Source organism: Hymenobacter norwichensis DSM 15439 (genome assembly GCF_000420705.1).
GTDB lineage: Bacteria > Bacteroidota > Bacteroidia > Cytophagales > Hymenobacteraceae > Hymenobacter > Hymenobacter norwichensis.
Genome location: NZ_ATVL01000007.1, coordinates 152,234 through 167,931 on the forward strand (window position 1 = coordinate 152,234; position 15,698 = coordinate 167,931).

General features: G+C 56.2%; 16 protein-coding genes. 8 read left to right on the forward strand and 8 right to left on the reverse strand.

The features are described 5' to 3' along the window. Positions 1 to 5: 5 nt before the first annotated feature. The 7 genes from G536_RS0106765 to G536_RS0106795 all read left to right on the forward strand — a co-directional run bounded on the left by G536_RS0106765 (position 6) and on the right by G536_RS0106795 (position 6,073). A complete protein-coding gene (locus tag G536_RS0106765) occupies positions 6 to 512 on the forward strand; it encodes a chemotaxis protein CheW (RefSeq protein ID WP_026879912.1) in 507 nt (168 codons plus the stop codon). 81 nt (positions 513 to 593) lie between these two features. Beyond that, positions 594 to 962, forward strand: coding sequence for a response regulator (locus G536_RS0106770; protein WP_026879913.1), 369 nt, complete (start codon positions 594 to 596; stop codon positions 960 to 962). Positions 963 to 1,106: 144 nt separating this feature from the next. After that, positions 1,107 to 2,105: a CheB methylesterase domain-containing protein gene (locus G536_RS30425; protein ID WP_022822825.1), complete on the forward strand. Its 999-nt coding sequence runs from the start codon at positions 1,107 to 1,109 to the stop codon at positions 2,103 to 2,105. 2 nt (positions 2,106 to 2,107) lie between these two features. Beyond that, a complete protein-coding gene (locus G536_RS0106780; protein WP_022822826.1) occupies positions 2,108 to 3,736 on the forward strand; it encodes a chemotaxis protein CheA in 1,629 nt (542 codons plus the stop codon). A 78-nt stretch (positions 3,737 to 3,814) separates the two neighbouring features. Continuing rightward, the gene (locus G536_RS0106785; protein ID WP_022822827.1) at positions 3,815 to 4,435 is read left to right on the forward strand and encodes a chemotaxis protein CheC; all 621 of its coding nucleotides are present in this window, start codon (positions 3,815 to 3,817) and stop codon (positions 4,433 to 4,435) included. A 114-nt stretch (positions 4,436 to 4,549) separates the two neighbouring features. After that, the gene (locus G536_RS0106790) at positions 4,550 to 5,632 is read left to right on the forward strand and encodes an agmatinase family protein (RefSeq protein ID WP_022822828.1); all 1,083 of its coding nucleotides are present in this window, start codon (positions 4,550 to 4,552) and stop codon (positions 5,630 to 5,632) included. Between the two features lie 105 nt (positions 5,633 to 5,737). Beyond that, positions 5,738 to 6,073, forward strand: coding sequence for a phage holin family protein (locus G536_RS0106795; protein ID WP_022822829.1), 336 nt, complete (start codon positions 5,738 to 5,740; stop codon positions 6,071 to 6,073). A gap of 74 nt (positions 6,074 to 6,147) precedes the next feature. On the opposite strand, the gene G536_RS30430 is transcribed toward G536_RS0106795, so the two are convergent. From G536_RS30430 to G536_RS0106820, 5 genes are all read right to left on the reverse strand, one after another. Then, the gene (locus G536_RS30430; protein ID WP_022822830.1) at positions 6,148 to 6,948 is read right to left on the reverse strand and encodes a DUF4349 domain-containing protein; all 801 of its coding nucleotides are present in this window, start codon (positions 6,946 to 6,948) and stop codon (positions 6,148 to 6,150) included. Between the two features lie 220 nt (positions 6,949 to 7,168). Further along, positions 7,169 to 8,437: a DUF3570 domain-containing protein gene (locus G536_RS26635; protein ID WP_169515053.1), complete on the reverse strand. Its 1,269-nt coding sequence runs from the start codon at positions 8,435 to 8,437 to the stop codon at positions 7,169 to 7,171. A gap of 20 nt (positions 8,438 to 8,457) precedes the next feature. Further along, positions 8,458 to 8,691 carry a DUF4266 domain-containing protein gene (locus G536_RS0106810; RefSeq protein WP_022822832.1) on the reverse strand — a complete coding sequence of 78 codons (234 nt, stop codon included), beginning with the start codon at positions 8,689 to 8,691 and terminating at the stop codon, positions 8,458 to 8,460. Beyond that, entirely contained in the window at positions 8,688 to 9,734 is a 1,047-nt protein-coding gene (locus G536_RS0106815; protein WP_022822833.1) for an FAD:protein FMN transferase, read from the reverse strand. The genes G536_RS0106810 and G536_RS0106815 overlap by 4 nt, the downstream gene beginning before the upstream one ends. 53 nt (positions 9,735 to 9,787) lie before the next feature. Next, on the reverse strand, positions 9,788 to 10,243 hold the full coding sequence (locus G536_RS0106820; protein ID WP_022822834.1) for a thioredoxin family protein: 456 nt from the start codon (positions 10,241 to 10,243) through the stop codon (positions 9,788 to 9,790). Positions 10,244 to 10,457: 214 nt separating this feature from the next. Between G536_RS0106820 and G536_RS26640 the strand changes: the two genes are divergently transcribed. Beyond that, on the forward strand, positions 10,458 to 10,979 hold the full coding sequence (locus tag G536_RS26640; RefSeq protein WP_022822835.1) for a GAF domain-containing protein: 522 nt from the start codon (positions 10,458 to 10,460) through the stop codon (positions 10,977 to 10,979). Between the two features lie 55 nt (positions 10,980 to 11,034). On the opposite strand, the gene murA is transcribed toward G536_RS26640, so the two are convergent. From murA to G536_RS0106840, 3 genes are all read right to left on the reverse strand, one after another. Beyond that, positions 11,035 to 12,339, reverse strand: coding sequence for a UDP-N-acetylglucosamine 1-carboxyvinyltransferase (murA, locus tag G536_RS0106830; RefSeq protein ID WP_022822836.1), 1,305 nt, complete (start codon positions 12,337 to 12,339; stop codon positions 11,035 to 11,037). Positions 12,340 to 12,441: 102 nt separating this feature from the next. After that, positions 12,442 to 13,188 (reverse strand): DUF4290 domain-containing protein, encoded by a 747-nt coding sequence (locus G536_RS26645; protein WP_022822837.1) that lies wholly within the window; start codon positions 13,186 to 13,188, stop codon positions 12,442 to 12,444. 143 nt (positions 13,189 to 13,331) lie between these two features. Beyond that, positions 13,332 to 15,584, reverse strand: a complete 2,253-nt coding sequence (locus tag G536_RS0106840; RefSeq protein ID WP_026879916.1) for an ATP-dependent helicase — start codon at positions 15,582 to 15,584, stop codon at positions 13,332 to 13,334. Positions 15,585 to 15,698 lie beyond the last annotated feature (114 nt).

Genomic DNA, 15,698 nt, shown 5'->3' on the forward strand with positions numbered 1-15,698 from the left:
AGTAAATGCCTGATTCAGAACAATCCAGCGATAAAAAGAACGTCAAGGCCGACGCCATCATTCAACTGATTGTGTTTCGGCTGGGCGACGAGGAATACGGCTTGCGCATCGAGCAGGTGAAGGAGGTGACCATCACGCCGGAAGTGGCCAGAATGCCCAAAACGCCCCCGTTCATCAAAGGCATTGCCAACCTGCGCGGCGACATTATTGCCATCGTGGATTTAGAGGAGCGGTTTGGCTTGCGCCCTGCCGGACAAGAGTTGCCAGCTACCTCATACACGCTGGCCATCGAAGCCAAAGACTATACCATTGGCATTGTGGTGCGAGAAGTGCCCCAGCCGTTGTCGATTCCGGTGTCCATTATTGAAAAAGCTCCCGATTTTATTCAGGACATCAACATCAACGACAAGTACATCGAGGGGATAGCCAAAGTGAACGGCCGAATCATTATCGTGCTCGATATGTTGAAACTGCTCACGCCCTCCGAAATAATGCAGTTGCAAAGCAGCTAAGCATCTTTGCCTGGCAGCCACCGTACAACGGGCCAGCTTTTACTCTTCTCTGGCTTCCTTTTGGATCTTGAAATTCCTTTTATGAAAAACCGCATCCTCATCGTCGACGACTCTTTCTACATGCGTACGATGCTCAAGAATGTGCTTACTGATGCTGGCTACGAAGTGGTAGGCGAGGCCGCCAACGGCCAGCAGGCCATTGAAATGGCTGCCTCCACCAAGCCCGACCTGATTACGCTCGACGTGATTCTGCCTGACAATACCGGCCTTGACGTGCTCAAAGGCATCCGCGAAAACGACCCCGACGTGAAAGTGGTGATGTGCAGCGCCGTGGGGCAGGAGGTGATTGTGAACGAAGCACTGGAAAGCGGCGCCTCAGCTTATATCGTAAAGCCGTTCTCGGAAGAGAAGGTGCTGGAGATTGTAGGTGGCGCTTTAGCCGCCGAATAAGCAGCAACTGTTCTCCCTTTAGCTTACGCCCCGCGCCTTTGTTGCGGCTGTAGCCTGCCTGTCGTCTTGGTTATTAGTCTCGTGCCTAATCCCTCCTCATCTCTTACTGTTTTGCTTGGCCACCTGCCTACCGCAGGGCGGCTTATGCTGGTGCGGCTTTTGGAGGCGCAGGTAGGGGTGCGTGTAGTGAGCGCCAGCGAAAAGCCAGCCGAGTTGATAGCTACAGCGCGCCGGTTGCGCCCGGCTTTGCTGATAGTGAGTGATGCCCAGGTGCGTACGTTGGAGCTGCTGAGCCATTACCAAACAACGCCGGTGCTGCTGTATTGCGAAAGTATCCCGTTGGCCGGTACCCTGCGCGAAACCAAGCGGTGGGGAGTGGTTGATTACATTTTGGCAGTGAGTAGCAGCACCGATTGGGCCGGCGAAGTATTGCGTAAAGTTCGCCTGCATCTGCCGCAGGCTACTACGCCTTCCTTGCAACCAGTCCGCTTACCGGAAGTACCTGGCTTACCTGGCGGCGTGGTTGTTATTGGGGGCTCCACGGGCGGGACGGCAGCGGTTGAAGAACTGGTGCGGGCCTTGCCAGCTACACTGGCCTGCGCCGTGGTAGTGGCCGTACACTTGCCGGGCTCCTTTCTCGATTCGTTTGTGAAGCGGCTAGCGCGGGTATCAGCGTTGCCGGTAGTGGCTGGCTGGCCTGGTACGCAGCTAGAGCCGGGCCTTATTGTAGTGGCACCGGGCGGGCACAACCTGCTGGTTCGGTCGGCGCTGAACAGCCCCTGGCAATCCTGGCAAACCGATTTCTCCTCGGAGTACAGTCCCTCTGGAGACCAGCCTTCCATTGATATTCTGATGCGCTCAGTGGCCCGCACCGTTGGCTGTAACGTGCTAGGAGTAATTCTCACGGGGCTAGGCCGCGATGGTACGCTGGGGGCACAAGTCATTCGGCAGCACGGCGGTACCGTATTGGTGCAGGATGAAGCCTCTTCGATGGTTTTCTCGATGCCCAAGTCGGTAATCCAGGCAGGTTGGGCCGATACCGTACTGCCCCTGCGTGACCTGGCCAGTACCATTGTGCGCCATGTGGGCCGTTTCCGCTGTGTAAGCGTGTGTTCCACTGTCTCTGTATCCCGTTCCGTCTGACTATGAAATCACGCGAGCAGGAATACCGAGAGATTTTCATGTCGGAGGCGCTTGAGTACTACGACGCCATGAGTCAGCACATCAGTGAGTTGGAGCGCAATCCGCAGGATCAGCCCTCACTTAATGAGCTGTTTCGGCTGATGCACAACCTCAAATCTAACTCGCGGGCCATGGGCTTCACGGAGATTGGTGAGGTGGCGCACCACATGGAAACCATCTTCGGTCTGATTCGGGAAAAGCAGCGCGACTTTGCGGGCAGCCTGTCCAAGGTGCTGTTTTCTGGAGTTGACACGCTGGGCACCATGATTCGGGCGGTAGGAGAAGAGATGCCTCTGCCCGACGTAACTACGCTCCTCGACAACCTCGACCGGCTGGTGCGCGGCGAAGAGCCCGAATTAGCCGATGAGGAGCTGTCCGATGAGGATGCTACCCGCAAGCTGGAGCTATCAGACTTGGTGTATATCCAGATTAAAAAACTGGACCACCTGCTGAACTTGGTAGGCGAGCTGATTATCGACCGAGACCGGATTCTAACGCTTAGTAAGGAACTCGGCAACACGGCGCTGCAAAACACAGCCGCGCACCTGTTCCGCATCACCGACGAGCTGCAATACTCGGTGATGGATGCGCGCCTCGTAAACGTGGGGTCGTTGCTCAACAAGTTTCCGCGGGTGGTGCGCGACGTAGCCACGGCCGAACAAAAGCAAGTGGAACTAACGCTGAGCGGCCAGGATATTCAGATTGACCGGAACATCTTGCAAATCATCACCGATGCGCTGCTGCACCTGGTGCGGAACGCAGTGGCCCACGGCATCGAAACGCCCGATGAGCGGGTGAAGGCTGGTAAGGCTGCGGAAGGCCAGCTGCGTCTTTCGGCCCAAACTGAGCGCGACGATGTACTGATTCAGGTAATTGACGATGGCAAAGGCATCAACGTAGAGCAAGTGCGCCGTAAGGCGGTGGAGCGGGGCTTGGTAAGCAAGCAAAACGCCAAAAACCTCGACGACGATGCCGTGCGGGCCTTTTTATTTGAGCCCGGCTTCTCAATGGCCAAAGAAGTAACTGAAATATCGGGCCGGGGCGTCGGGCTCGATGTGGTAAAGCTGGCCATCGATTCGTTGGGCGGCCAGTTACGCGTTGATTCCAAGCTGGGCGAAGGCACCACCTTCACGCTGGTGCTGCCTACGTCCATTGCCGTGAAAGGTGCCCTGCTCTTTGAACTGGCCGAACGCAGCTACGCCATTCCGCTGATGCACACCGATTCGGTGGTGTCGCTGATGCCAGAGCAGTTACATATTGTAGGCGGGGTGCTGATGGCCAGCATCCAGAGCGAAAATGTGCCCGTGGTTAGCTTAAAACGCCTTTTGTACGGCGAAGGGCCCATGCCGCCGGTCGTTCGGGCCGAGGTGCAGGGCCGCCACGATATCATCATCATTGACTACAACAACCGCAAGCTCGGGCTGATTGTCGACCGTTTTCTGCGTCAGCAGGATATTGTTATCAAACCCATGAGTAAGCCATTGGATACCATCGAGTTGTTTGGGGGCGTGACGCTGCTCGGCAGCGGGCAAGTTTGCCTAGTGCTCGACGTGCCCGCCCTGACTCGGCTGTTTCTTGCCCGGCGACCTTAAGATTTACGTACTGCCTAAGCCCGCGTGGTTGTTTCACCAAACGGGCCAATTAATAGAATAAAGTATATGGACTTGCACATGACGGAACTGGAGCGCGACGTAGTCCGCGAGATTCTGAACATAGGACTGGCCCGCGCCGCCGATTCTTTCGCGGTGATTGCCCAAGAAAAGGTGCTTCTGGAAGTGCCTAGCCTCGATTTGGTGCCGGGTATCGGTATCTTAGATCGGGTGCATGCCATTCAGGCCAACCACGTTCCGGTGCAGTCCGATATTCGCGGCGAGTTCAACGGCACTACGCTTATGTTCTTTTCCGGACAGCATATTCAGCGTTTGTCGAAGGTCTGCTTGCGCATGAACACACCCGCATCCACCCAAATCGACGAGATGCAGGAATCGTTGTTGCTGGAAATCAGTAACATCATCACTGGGGCCCTAGTCACGCAGTTGGCTAACATTCTGAAAGCCCAGATTTATGGGGCGCCCCCCATAGCCCCTCACGGCGACATAGCGTCTTCTCTACATAACCTGCTCACTGAGCAGCCATTGGTGCAGCCGCTTATCTTCTCGGTTATCACCCAGTTTTCCGACAAGAATAATTCGGTGGAGCTACCCCTGATGCTGTTCTTCGACCGTCTCACTTTCGAGAAAATCCTCGAAATCATTCGCACTTACGATTTCCTGAACGGACAACCCTCATAACGGTGAGTTGGTGAGATAGTGAAATGGTGAGGTTGATGTTTGACCTGTACAAGTTGTGCAGTACCGAGCGTCAACCTCACCATTTCATTATCTCCCTAATCACCAAACCACAATATGGCTACAGCCCTCGATAAAAAATTAGCTGATTTCGACCCTAATGCCCTCGGCGACTCGCAGGGTGGGGTATACGGTTTGCCTTTCACCATAGACGAAGCCCAGGTGGTGATAGTGCCAGTGCCCTGGGAAGTAACTGTCTCGTACCGAGCTGGCACCGCCGATGGCCCCGAAGCTATTCGGGATGCGTCGTTGCAGGTGGACCTCTACGACCCCGACCTGCCTGATGCCTGGCGCATGGGGTTGGCCATGGAAGAGGCTGATGATAAGGTAGCCAAGCTAAGCCATGATTTGCGGCCCCAGGCTGCTGCCTACATCGGGTGGCTAGAAGAAGGCCAGCCTACAGCAGACAGCGCCCAGCACGCCGCCGCCTTGCCAGCTATTACCAAGCAGGGCTTGGAATTGCTGAACTATCTCAAGCAGAAAACCGGCGCTTACCTCGATGCCGGCAAAGGCGTGGTGCTACTTGGCGGCGACCATAGCACTCCGCTTGGCTACCTGCACGCGCTGGCTGAGCGCCACGAGGAGTTCGGCATTCTGCAGATTGACGCGCACTGCGACCTGCGGCCCGCTTATGAGGGCTTCGAATATTCGCACGCTTCCATTATGTACAATGCCCTCAAGCTGCCCCAGGTGAAAAAGCTGGTGCAGGTGGGCATCCGCGACCTATGCCAGCAGGAAGCCGAAATGGTGGAGCACAGCCAGGGCCGAATTGCCATGTTTCACAATCGGTTTCTGAGCGACGAACGGTTTGCCAAAAAGTCGTGGAAGAAGGTGTGCGGCAAAATTATTGCGCAGCTACCGCAAAAGGTGTACCTGAGCTTCGATATCGACGGGCTGGACCCCAAGCTTTGCCCTGGTACTGGTACGCCAGTGCCCGGTGGCCTGGAGTTTGAGGAAGCGCTGTACCTGATCCGTGCTGTGGTGCGCTCGGGCCGTACTATCATCGGCTGCGACCTGAACGAAGTAGCTCCTGGCGACACCGAATGGAACGCCATTGTGGGCGCGCGCCTGCTGTACAGCATGGCCAATTGGATGGGCGTCTCGCAGGGCCGCTTAACTGAAAGAGGCGGCGAGAAGTAGGAATTGGTGGAGAAAGAACTGCGAAGTATAGACGACAGGCTATCCTTTTTAGCTTGCCTGCGTACATTCCTCAACTTTCTCCCCAACCTAACTCTCTCCACACTTATGGGATTCATCCTGAAATTTTTGCTTACGGCAGTCATCACCTACGTGCTGGCCGCGTTCCTGCCCGGTTCGCACATCGGCGGCTTCGGCGACGCTATCCTGCTGGTACTGGTGCTGGCCGTGCTTAATGCCGTACTTAAGCCAATTCTGAAGCTGCTCGGCTTGCCAATTACAGTGCTGACGCTGGGCTTATTCCTGCTGGTTATCAATGCGGCCATCGTCATGCTTGCTGATGCGTTGCTTTCGGGCTTTGCCGTTGATGGATTCCTGTCGGCCCTGTTGTTTAGCGTGGTGCTGTCTGTCGTTACCTCTATTATTGATGCGGTAGTAGACTAACTTGCCACAATTCGTTTCATGAAAAGGGCCGACTACTTAGTAGCCGGCCCTTTTCATGAAACGAATTGTGATTCTTACTCTCCGGTAGCCTTAGTGGCGCGTTGCCGACGGTGGCGCCACGCCCGAACGGCCCATAGCACCAGCGCGCCACCAAGTAGCAAGGGCCAGGCCGTCACCAAACCTAGTACGAGGCCCGTGAGGAGTTGCCAACCATCGTAGAAAGCCTGCGTGAGGCGGCTGCCGAAAGATAGTACGGGCGCATCCGGCGTATTGAGCGGCAGTTCCTGGAAGTAAATAAGTGTGATGGTGGAATAAGCCACCTGGTCATTGAGGGTTTTCAGGCGGCTTTCCGTCGATTCGATGTCGCCGCGCACTTCAGCCAGCTTTTCCTCGATTTCCAGAATCTCCGATACTTTCTTGGCTTGGCCCAGTAAGGCTACGTAGCGCTGCTCTAGGGCCCGCTTGGTGCTCAGCCGCGCCGAAACGTCAGCATGTTCGGCCGTTACGTCGTCGGAGCCCAGTACCTTAGATTCCACCGTGCCAAGGCCGTTGAGGCTGCCAAGCAACGCCTGAAAGCGGCCCGGCACCACCCTGATTTTCATCTGGTACCGCCATTCCCCATCCTCCCGCGTCTCCGATGCATCCGACACGTAGGCACCATAAGTGCGCGTCAGGCTATCCATCCGGGCGTTAGCGCGGAGTAGGTCGATTACTTTCACCCGCACCTCAGCGTGGTAGATAATCTTGCGAGTAGCAGCCGGGGCAGCCGAAGCGGTACTCGAAACGGGCTTATCCTGCGAAATGACCGCTTTGTCGTCTAGTGCTGGAGGGGCTTCTGGAGGAGGTGGAGGAGCGGCCATTTCGACGGCCTCCATTTCGTTTTGAGAAGCAGCTGATTTCTGTTCGTTACTGCTACAAGAGGCTAAGGCGAATAAGCCGGAAAGGATAATCCAGGCAGGATTTCTCATAAATCGAAGCGTAAAAGTGAATGGCCTCCTTCGCCCTAGCCTGCCGCACGTACCCTTAACGTACCCGGAAAGCCGGTTGTTATGCGGCCTAGCGTCTTCGCTTGGATTAATTTAACTTCAGCTATATCTAGGGCATAGTAAACGATAGGTCGGCGCTGATGAGGTTGGCCGTCAGGCCAGTATCCTGGCGGTAGTAAGCGTAGCGCACATCCAACGCCTTGAATTGCGCCACGCGCCCCTTAAACGGCGTTTTGAAGCGCCCAATGCCATACACCGGTGAGTAGCGCAACCCCAGGCCCATTTTGTGAGCCGAGAAGGCAGCTAAGTCATAATCAGAGGTGAAATACGCATCCGTAGTGGAGTGTTGCAAATAGGGCGCGAAATAGTCGGCGGCGGTTTGGGTGTGGTAGCGGTAGAAGGGGTAGAGCACGAAAAACGGCGTCACTTTCACCGGGGTTTCCAACTCAAACGTGTGGGCCGTAATGCCGAAATTGTCGTTGTAGAACCGGTAGTAGCCGCGCACCTGCACTAAGTCGGTGGCGTAGTAAGTCAGGCGCAGACCTACCGGAAACTTATAGCGCTGGCGCGGTAGTACCTCGGCCTTGGCCGTGCCAAATGCGCCGCCGGTTTCCCGGAAATACACCCGCTGAAACGGTGTACTCAATAGCCCACGCTGGGCCACCAGCTCAGTGCTGACGGCCGCTTGCAGCCGCTGGGTCAGCACTTGCGCGTACACGATGTTCAGGTTGTAGCTCTGGCGCGTATCAAAGCCCGAGCCGTGCTCCTGCCCACCGCCGTAGCGCAGTTCTACTGGCAAAATCAGGGTAGCCTTATCGAAAAAGGCTTGCCCGGCTATGCTCAGCTCCCGGTTGCCATCCTTGGAAGCGTGGGCCCATGAGGCGGTTACGTTGACGGAGCTGTAGTCGTATTCCTTGGAAAAGCCGCCGCCCACGCCTACAATGGTGCGTTTGTCGGCCAGTTGGCGCGAAAGTCCCAGGTCCAAATGAAAACGGGTGTCGCTGGAGGAAGGCGAGGACAGCACCTGGTCGATTCGGTCGGTGGAAGCTGAGGCGTAGTAGTCCATGCCAAAGTTGGCCGATACGCGCGTCACCGAGTCGAGGGGCACGTTCAGGATGATGGTCGGCGTGAGGTCGGTGAGGTGCTGGGTGCCCTGGCCGCCCTCCACGGCGCTGTGGTTGCCATCCTGCTCGTAGTAACTGGTTAGGATGTTGACCTCGGTTTCGCCGTGGTTGCTGGGGTTGGAAGGGCTGGGCACCGTAGTAGCCGGGGCACCGTAGCCATCCACCCGGTTAGGCGTAGGCGTGGCTTGGGCCCAAACAAAAGCGGGCAGCAGGAGCAGAGTAGAAGTAAGAACGACGGACGAAAAAGAGCGCATACGCATGGGAATACTTAACATTAATTGCAGCCGCAGCCGCCGCCTACTTTGCCGCCATTGGCCCCGCCGGCTCCTTCGCGGTAGCTCTGGAAGTTGGTTTCGTACACCTCAATACGCTTGTTGGCCAGCTTCATGTCCTCGTCGTTGAGGTACACTTTCTGGTAAGCCGCCACCGATACGCAGCCGCTTAGGGCGTTGCTGCCTAGCAAAAGGCCGATGCCCAGCGCTAGCCGGATTATTCTAGATGATTTCATGGTTTCAGAGAAGAAGTGGCAGGAGCCGGCTGGCCGGGCGTGGAGTAATAGTTAAGCTTCATGTTTTTCGAGGCTAGGGTGCGGCCGTCGTTGGTGATGAGCGTGCAGTCGACGCCCTTCAAACTATTAATAAAGGCCAACCCGGCTTCCGGACCCAGCACAAATACCACCTCGTCTAGGCCATCGGCCAGCTCCACATCAGGGCAGATGATAGTGACGGAGCGCAGCCCGGTGGCCGGGTAGCCGGTGTGCGGGTTGATAATGTGGCCGTAGTATTGGCCCCGCACCGTGAAATACTGCTCGTAGTTGCCAGCCGTTACCACGGCCATATCCGACACCGTCAGCCACGACGAAACGGACTGGGGAAAGGCTGGGTCGCCGATGGCAATCCGCCAGCCAGAACCATCAGCCTGCTTGCCCCAGCACGACACGTCGCCGGAACCATTGATAAGCCCACCCTGAATACCCCTCTGCCGCATCAGCGCCTGCGCGCGCCGTACGCCGTAGCCTTGCAGAATGCCCGCCAGATTCATGCGCATGCCCTTGTCTTGAAGCATCACCGAATGCGCTACCGGGTCGAGTAGCACTTTTTCGTAGTTGATACGCGCTACCGAAGCCCGCACTACCTCTGGCGCCGGCAAGGCCACGTGTTCCTGCCGGTCGAACTTATATATTTTCTCGCCACCCGCGAAGGTGATGTCGAAGGCACCGTTGCTGAGTTTGGAAAGCTTGAGCGTGCGCGCAATCAGGTCATACACTTCCTGGTCGACTACCACGGGCCGCAAACCAGCCGCACGGTTGACCTGCGTAATTTGCGAGGTAGAGTCCCAATAGGAGCACAGCCGGTCGATGCGCTGCGCCTCCCGAATGCCCGCCCGAATGGCACGCCAAGCCAACGAATCATCAGTAGAAACGGCCGTAAAGGTGAAATGGGAGCCCATCAAATGAGCGCTACGGGTGAAATTGCGCGGCTTGGATACCACTGAAGCCGCGCTGCTGGCCTGGGCGGTTAGGGTACCGGTCAGTAGTAGGGCAAGCACCATTGCTACCACGCTCCGCAGAGCAGCAGGAAGAAAGGAAGAGGCACACACGAGGCTTATTGCTTGGCTAGCAACTGATTGAGGTGCGCATCGTAGGCGCCGGGGCCGCCGGGGCGGTAGCCGGTTTTGGCCAGCACTTTTCCTTCCGGCGAAAGCAAAACGACTAAAGGGAAGGCACCTTCTTTGTTGAGCTGCGCGGCGGCTTGTTCGTTAATCTTGGTTTCACTGGCCGAAAGCTTGTTCTTCTTACTACGCGGAAAATCGAAGCGAGCCAGCACAAGTTTATCTTGGGCGTACTGCGCAAACTCAGGTTGGTCGAATACTTCTTGTTTGAGCATGATGCAGGGCTTGCACCAGTCAGAGCCCGAAAACACGACCAACACGGGCTTGTTGGCGACTTTAGCCTGTTGAAGCGCTTTGTTTAGGTCGGTATTCCAGGTAAGGACAGGCGTTTGCGCCTTGGCTCTGCTAAAAGTTAGCAGTGCGCAAAAGCACAGGAGAAGCATACGCATAGCGGAAGCGGAAAGAGGTGTAAGATTAAAACTAAATTAAATCTACAACTCCATCAGTATCCCAATAGTTGTATACCACGGAATAAAAAAACGCCACTGTATGAAGGCGCAGAAATTCATGCGTAGCTCATCAATACACTAAATCCAAATTTTGTTGATTCCCGTCAAATTCAGCCAATTTCCGTATTGCGTTTAGTACCCGTAACCTCCCCGTATGTCTGCCGCCAAAGAAGAATCATCTACTGCCATCAATCAATTGCTTGAACAGGTCGGAACGCACCTGCAAGTTGACCGGTGCTTCCTATACGTCCGCGACCCGGCGGCCGGTATGGGCCGGATTGCCTTCTGCTGGCGCAAAAACGACGTAGTGCCCAACCCCATTCACGACTGGCAACTGGATACTACCGACTTGCCCGAAGAAGACCCGTTGTTTCGGGCGGCGCTGGCTTGTCGGCCCTCAGTGTTTGTGGAAGACGTGGAAACCGCCTCACCCGACGTACTCAACCGGGACTTCGAGCACCAAACCTTCGGTCACCGGGCCCTAGTTCACGCGCACATCACCGAAGGCGAGCAACTCTGGGGCATCCTTCAGCCCTGTACCTTCGGCCGGCCGCGCCACTGGACGCCCCAGGAACGCGCCTGGATAGAAGCTAGACTGCCCCGGTTTTTTCCTTTGATTCAGGAATATATCAGCAGCGTGGAAATTCCTGAGAAACAAAAAGAGCCCCAAGTTTAGAAACGCTTCTAAGCTTAGGGCTCTGCATATTAGGCCTACTACTGAGCCAGCAGACTTATAGCCGGCGAATCTGGGCGCCAAGGGCGTTCAGTCGCTTATCGATGTACTGGTAGCCACGGTCAATCTGCTCCACGTTCTCAATCACGCTGCGGCCATCAGCTGAAAGAGCAGCAATCAACAGCGCCACCCCGGCCCGGATGTCGGGGGAGGTCATGGTGATGCCGTGCAACTGGGTGCGTTTGTCGAGGCCGATAACGGTGGCGCGGTGCGGGTCGCAGAGGATAATCTGAGCACCCATGTCGATGAGCTTGTCCACGAAGAACAGGCGGCTCTCGAACATTTTCTGGTGAATAAGCACCGTCCCCTTGGCCTGCGTAGCTACCACCAGCACAATGCTGAGGAGGTCAGGCGTGAAGCCCGGCCACGTGTGGTCCGATACAGTCAGGATGCTGCCATCGAGATAGGTGGCAATTTCGTAATTCGATTGGGCCGGAATGTAGATGTCGTCGCCGCGGAACTCCAACTGGATGCCCAGCTTGCGGAATGTGTCGGGGATGATGCCCAACTCCGGAATCTGGCAGTCTTTGATAGTGATTTCTGAACCCGTCATGGCCGCCAACCCGATAAACGAGCCGATTTCAATCATATCGGGGAGCATGCGGTGCTCGGTACCGCCGAGGCTTTCCACGCCTTCAATGGTGAGCAGGTTGGAGCCGATACCATTGATTTTGGCACCCATACGCACCAGCATTTTGCAAAGCTGCTGCAAATACGGCTCACACGCCGCGTTGTAGATGGTAGTGGTGCCTTCGGCCAGCACGGCCGCCATTACAATGTTGGCCGTGCCCGTTACCGAAGCTTCATCCAGCATCATGTAGGCGCCTTTTAGCTTGCCATCGGCGTTGATACGGTAGAAATCAGTGCCTTCCAGCGTGAGCTTGCCGCCCAGCTTTTCCAGGCCTACAAAGTGCGTATCCAGTGGCCGGCGGCCGATTTTGTCACCGCCCGGTTTGGGTAGCTGGCACTTACCGAAACGGGCCAGCATCGGCCCCAGAATCATTACCGAACCACGCAACGCCCGGCCTTGCGCCACAAACTCGGGCGTGTCCAGGTAATCCAAATGCACGTCGTCGGCCTGGAAACGGTAGGTATCGGTGGCGAGCTTGCCGACTTTCACGCCCATGTCGCGCAACAGCTCGATGAGCTTGTTGACGTCGCGGATATCGGGAATATTGGAGATGGTAACCGGCTCCGAGGTGAGCAGCACGGCGCACAGAATCTGGAGTGCTTCGTTCTTGGCACCTTGGGGTATAATTTCTCCTTTCAGCGGATTGCCGCCAATTACTTCAAATGAGGCCATAGTAGGGAGCCGTTAGCTACTGGCTGTTAGCTATTAGCTTTTAAGTTCAAGGGAGAGAAAAAGAGAAGAGCCGTCAGCTACTAGCCGACAGCTCAAAATAAGCTACTGGGGAGGCTGCTGGGGCTCCTGGCGGCCTTTTTTGCCACCGCGGCGCTGCTTGTCGCGCCGGTTATTATTGTTACCTCCGCCACTGTTGCTGCTGCGGCGTGCGTCTCGGTCTTGGCGCGGCTGCGGCACGATAAAGGCGGCCCGGCTAGAGCCGCTGCTGGTAGCGGCAGCGGGAGCAGAACCAGCGGCAAACTCAAACAAGCCCTGGGCTTCCACCTGGGCAGGGTCCAGCGTCAGCTGCCCACCCGAAAGGTCTTTCAAGTGCTTGAGGATGGTGACGTCCTTGGCGTTTTCCTTGTTGTGCGAACGGTACAGGAACTTCATCGTCCGCCCGATGGTAACGGTGGCTTGCTCCCGCTCGGTGGGATCTTCCAGCGTCAGGGCTTTCTCCACCATCAGCTCCACGCTACGGCCGTAGGCTTTCAGCTTCGGGCTCAGCTTGGGGTAGGGAAGGGGCTTGGGCTGCTGGTTGAGCTGGCTCAAACCCTGCAACTCGAAAGGCGCGTCGATGTCCAAGTCTTCGTCGGCCATCTCGTAGAGGTGGTTCCACACGCGCTGCTGGGCGTCGGGTTGGTCGCGGAGGTTGGGTTGCAACCGGAAAATAAGCTGCACGATTTGGGTGGCGCGGCGCGTACGCTCGGCCTTGTCTTCTACCTCGCGCAGGCCCTGTACCAATTGGTAGGTGCTTTGGCCGTATTCGCGCTGTAGCAGCTCGTGTTTATGTAAGGAAGGTAAGGGCATCTAGAAAAGGAAAAATCCTAAGAACTGGGACAAGTAGCCACACGTAAGGGCGGCTACTATGCTTATAAGTTGAGCAGCAGTGAAATTCACCGCGCTACTGGTGGAGTATCGTTGCCAAAACTAGGCATCCGATGGGAATTCGCTTAACCAAGCACCCGCAATTTCGCAAAACTCAGCAATAACGTCTTCTCGCCGACTTCTTCGAACTGAATAATGGCTTTGGTAGAGCCCGAAACGGTTTCCAGCTTGGTTACGTGGCCGAAACCAAACTTGGGGTGCTCCACCCGCTGCCCGGTTTGCAGGTTGCTGGTGTCAGAAGGCTGAAAATCAGCGGGTGGGGTGTAGCCTTTCGCTACGGTCTTACGGGGCGGGGTGGGCAACAGGTTGCTGCGCCGCTCAAATACGTGCCCAAACGGCGACTCGCCCGGCCCGGCGCTGGGCGTGGCCGCAAACTTGAAGTCCACGAATTGCGGGTCGATTTCGTCGAGGAACCGGCTTTTTTCGCAGCTACGCAGGTTGCCCCACTGGTAGCGGGAGGTGGCGTAGCTCAGCGTCAGCTTCTTTTCGGCCCGCGTGATGGCCACGTAAAACAGCCGGCGTTCCTCTTCCAGGTCGGCCCGCGAGGTAATCATCATCTGGCTCGGAAACAGGTTTTCCTCCATGCCCACGATGTAGACGTTGCGAAACTCCAGGCCCTTGGCCGAGTGAATAGTCATCATGGTCACGGCCTCGCCTTCCTGCTGCGCGTCTTTGGTGTCGGCGTCGGTTACCAGGGCAATGTCTTGCAGGAACGCGCCAAGTGTTTTGTCTTCGCGTTCCGGGTCCTCGGTGTAGGCCTTCACGCCGTTCAGAAGTTCCTGGATGTTCTCGTAGCGCGAAAGGCCCTCGATGCTCTTATCGGCGTACAGTTCCTCAATCATGCCCGAGTTCTTGGCAATGAACTTGGCCGCTTCAAAAGCGTCTTCCTTGGCCGCTACGGCTGTGTAGGCCTTGATTTTTTCGGCGAAGTCAACAATTGGGTTGGCCGTGCGGGTAGGTAGGAACTGGTCGGCGTTGGCCACCACTTCCCAGATGGTGTGGTTGCTTTCCTCGGCCGCGTTGATGAGCTTGGCAATGGTGGTGTCGCCGATGCCGCGCTTGGGGTAGTTGATGACGCGGCGCAGGGCCTGCTCGTCGTTGGGGTTCACCGTGAGGCGCAGGTAAGCCACCAAATCCTTGATTTCCTTGCGCTGGTAGAAGCTCAAACCGCCCACAATCTTGTAGCGGATGTTGAGCTTGCGCAATGATTCTTCCATGGCCCGGCTCTGGGCGTTGGTGCGATACAGGATGGCAAAATCGTCGTACGACAGATGATGGCTCATCTTGTCCTCGAAGATGGAATTGGCCACCAGCTTGCCTTCCTCGTTGTCAGAGGCAGCTTTCAGTACCTCAATCAGCGGGCCTTCCTCGTTGTCGGAGAAAACATCTTTGCGCAACTGGGCCTGGTTGTTTTTGATAACCGAGTTGGCCGCCTTTACAATGGTTTTGGTGGAGCGGTAGTTCTGCTCCAGCTTGAACACCTGCAACTCCGGATAGTCTTTCTCGAAATTCAGAATGTTCTGAATATCAGCGCCTCGGAACGCGTAAATGCTTTGCGCATCGTCACCCACCACGCAAATATTCCGTTCCTTGGCTGCCAGCTTCCGCGCAATCAGGTACTGCGAATAGTTGGTGTCCTGGTACTCGTCCACCATCACAAACCGGAACAGGTTCTGGTACTTGTTGAGTACGTCGGGGTGGTCTTTGAACAGGACGTTGGTTTGATAAAGCAGGTCGTCGAAGTCCATGGCGCCGGCCTTGAAGCAGCGGACGGCGTACTGCTGGTAAATCACGCCGATTTTGGGCCGCAGCGCCGCATCATCATCCTGCCGGATTACCGGGTCGTTAAGGTACTGCTGGACGGAAATCAGCTTGTTTTTCGCGGCCGAAATCCGGCCCAGCACCATGCCCGGCTTGTACAGCTTATCATCCAGCTCCAGCTCTTTCAGAATCTGACCAACCAGCGTTTTGCTATCCTGGGTGTCGTAGATGGTGAAGGAGCGGGGGAAACCGATTTTATCGGCCTCGGAGCGCAGGATCCGGGCGAAGATGCTGTGGAAGGTGCCCATCCACAGGTTTTTGGCTGCTGCGCCGCCTACTACCTTTTCAATCCGAGCGCGCATCTCCTTGGCGGCCTTGTTGGTAAAGGTGAGAGCGAGGATATTGAACGGGTCAACGCCCTGTTCGAGCAGGTTGGCAATGCGGTAGGTGAGCACCCGGGTTTTGCCCGAGCCCGCGCCGGCTATAATCATGCAAGGGCCGTCGATTTGCATCACGGCAGCCGCCTGCGAGGGATTTAAGAGAGATAGATAATCCAGTGCCATTCAGAAAAGCTAAGCGTTTTGGCTTATTAGCAAAGGTACGGCTTTGCAACCGGGTGCGGAAACGATACTAACAGCGGATATATTTAGGTGTATCTTCATTACTATTAA

What these genes read in the sequence shown, in the direction of transcription:
- G536_RS0106765 (WP_026879912.1), top strand. Translation starts at nt 6, where the DNA reads ATGCCTGATTCAGAACAATCCAGCGATAAAAAGAACGTCAAGGCCGAC.
- G536_RS0106770 (WP_026879913.1), top strand. Translation starts at nt 594, where the DNA reads ATGAAAAACCGCATCCTCATCGTCGACGACTCTTTCTACATGCGTACG.
- G536_RS30425 (WP_022822825.1), top strand. Translation starts at nt 1,107, where the DNA reads ATGCTGGTGCGGCTTTTGGAGGCGCAGGTAGGGGTGCGTGTAGTGAGC.
- G536_RS0106780 (WP_022822826.1), top strand. Translation starts at nt 2,108, where the DNA reads ATGAAATCACGCGAGCAGGAATACCGAGAGATTTTCATGTCGGAGGCG.
- G536_RS0106785 (WP_022822827.1), top strand. Translation starts at nt 3,815, where the DNA reads ATGACGGAACTGGAGCGCGACGTAGTCCGCGAGATTCTGAACATAGGA.
- G536_RS0106790 (WP_022822828.1), top strand. Translation starts at nt 4,550, where the DNA reads ATGGCTACAGCCCTCGATAAAAAATTAGCTGATTTCGACCCTAATGCC.
- G536_RS0106795 (WP_022822829.1), top strand. Translation starts at nt 5,738, where the DNA reads ATGGGATTCATCCTGAAATTTTTGCTTACGGCAGTCATCACCTACGTG.
- G536_RS30430 (WP_022822830.1), bottom strand. Translation starts at nt 6,948, where the DNA reads ATGGAGGCCGTCGAAATGGCCGCTCCTCCACCTCCTCCAGAAGCCCCT.
- G536_RS26635 (WP_169515053.1), bottom strand. Translation starts at nt 8,437, where the DNA reads ATGCGCTCTTTTTCGTCCGTCGTTCTTACTTCTACTCTGCTCCTGCTG.
- G536_RS0106810 (WP_022822832.1), bottom strand. Translation starts at nt 8,691, where the DNA reads ATGAAATCATCTAGAATAATCCGGCTAGCGCTGGGCATCGGCCTTTTG.
- G536_RS0106815 (WP_022822833.1), bottom strand. Translation starts at nt 9,734, where the DNA reads ATGGTGCTTGCCCTACTACTGACCGGTACCCTAACCGCCCAGGCCAGC.
- G536_RS0106820 (WP_022822834.1), bottom strand. Translation starts at nt 10,243, where the DNA reads ATGCGTATGCTTCTCCTGTGCTTTTGCGCACTGCTAACTTTTAGCAGA.
- G536_RS26640 (WP_022822835.1), top strand. Translation starts at nt 10,458, where the DNA reads ATGTCTGCCGCCAAAGAAGAATCATCTACTGCCATCAATCAATTGCTT.
- murA (WP_022822836.1), bottom strand. Translation starts at nt 12,339, where the DNA reads ATGGCCTCATTTGAAGTAATTGGCGGCAATCCGCTGAAAGGAGAAATT.
- G536_RS26645 (WP_022822837.1), bottom strand. Translation starts at nt 13,188, where the DNA reads ATGCCCTTACCTTCCTTACATAAACACGAGCTGCTACAGCGCGAATAC.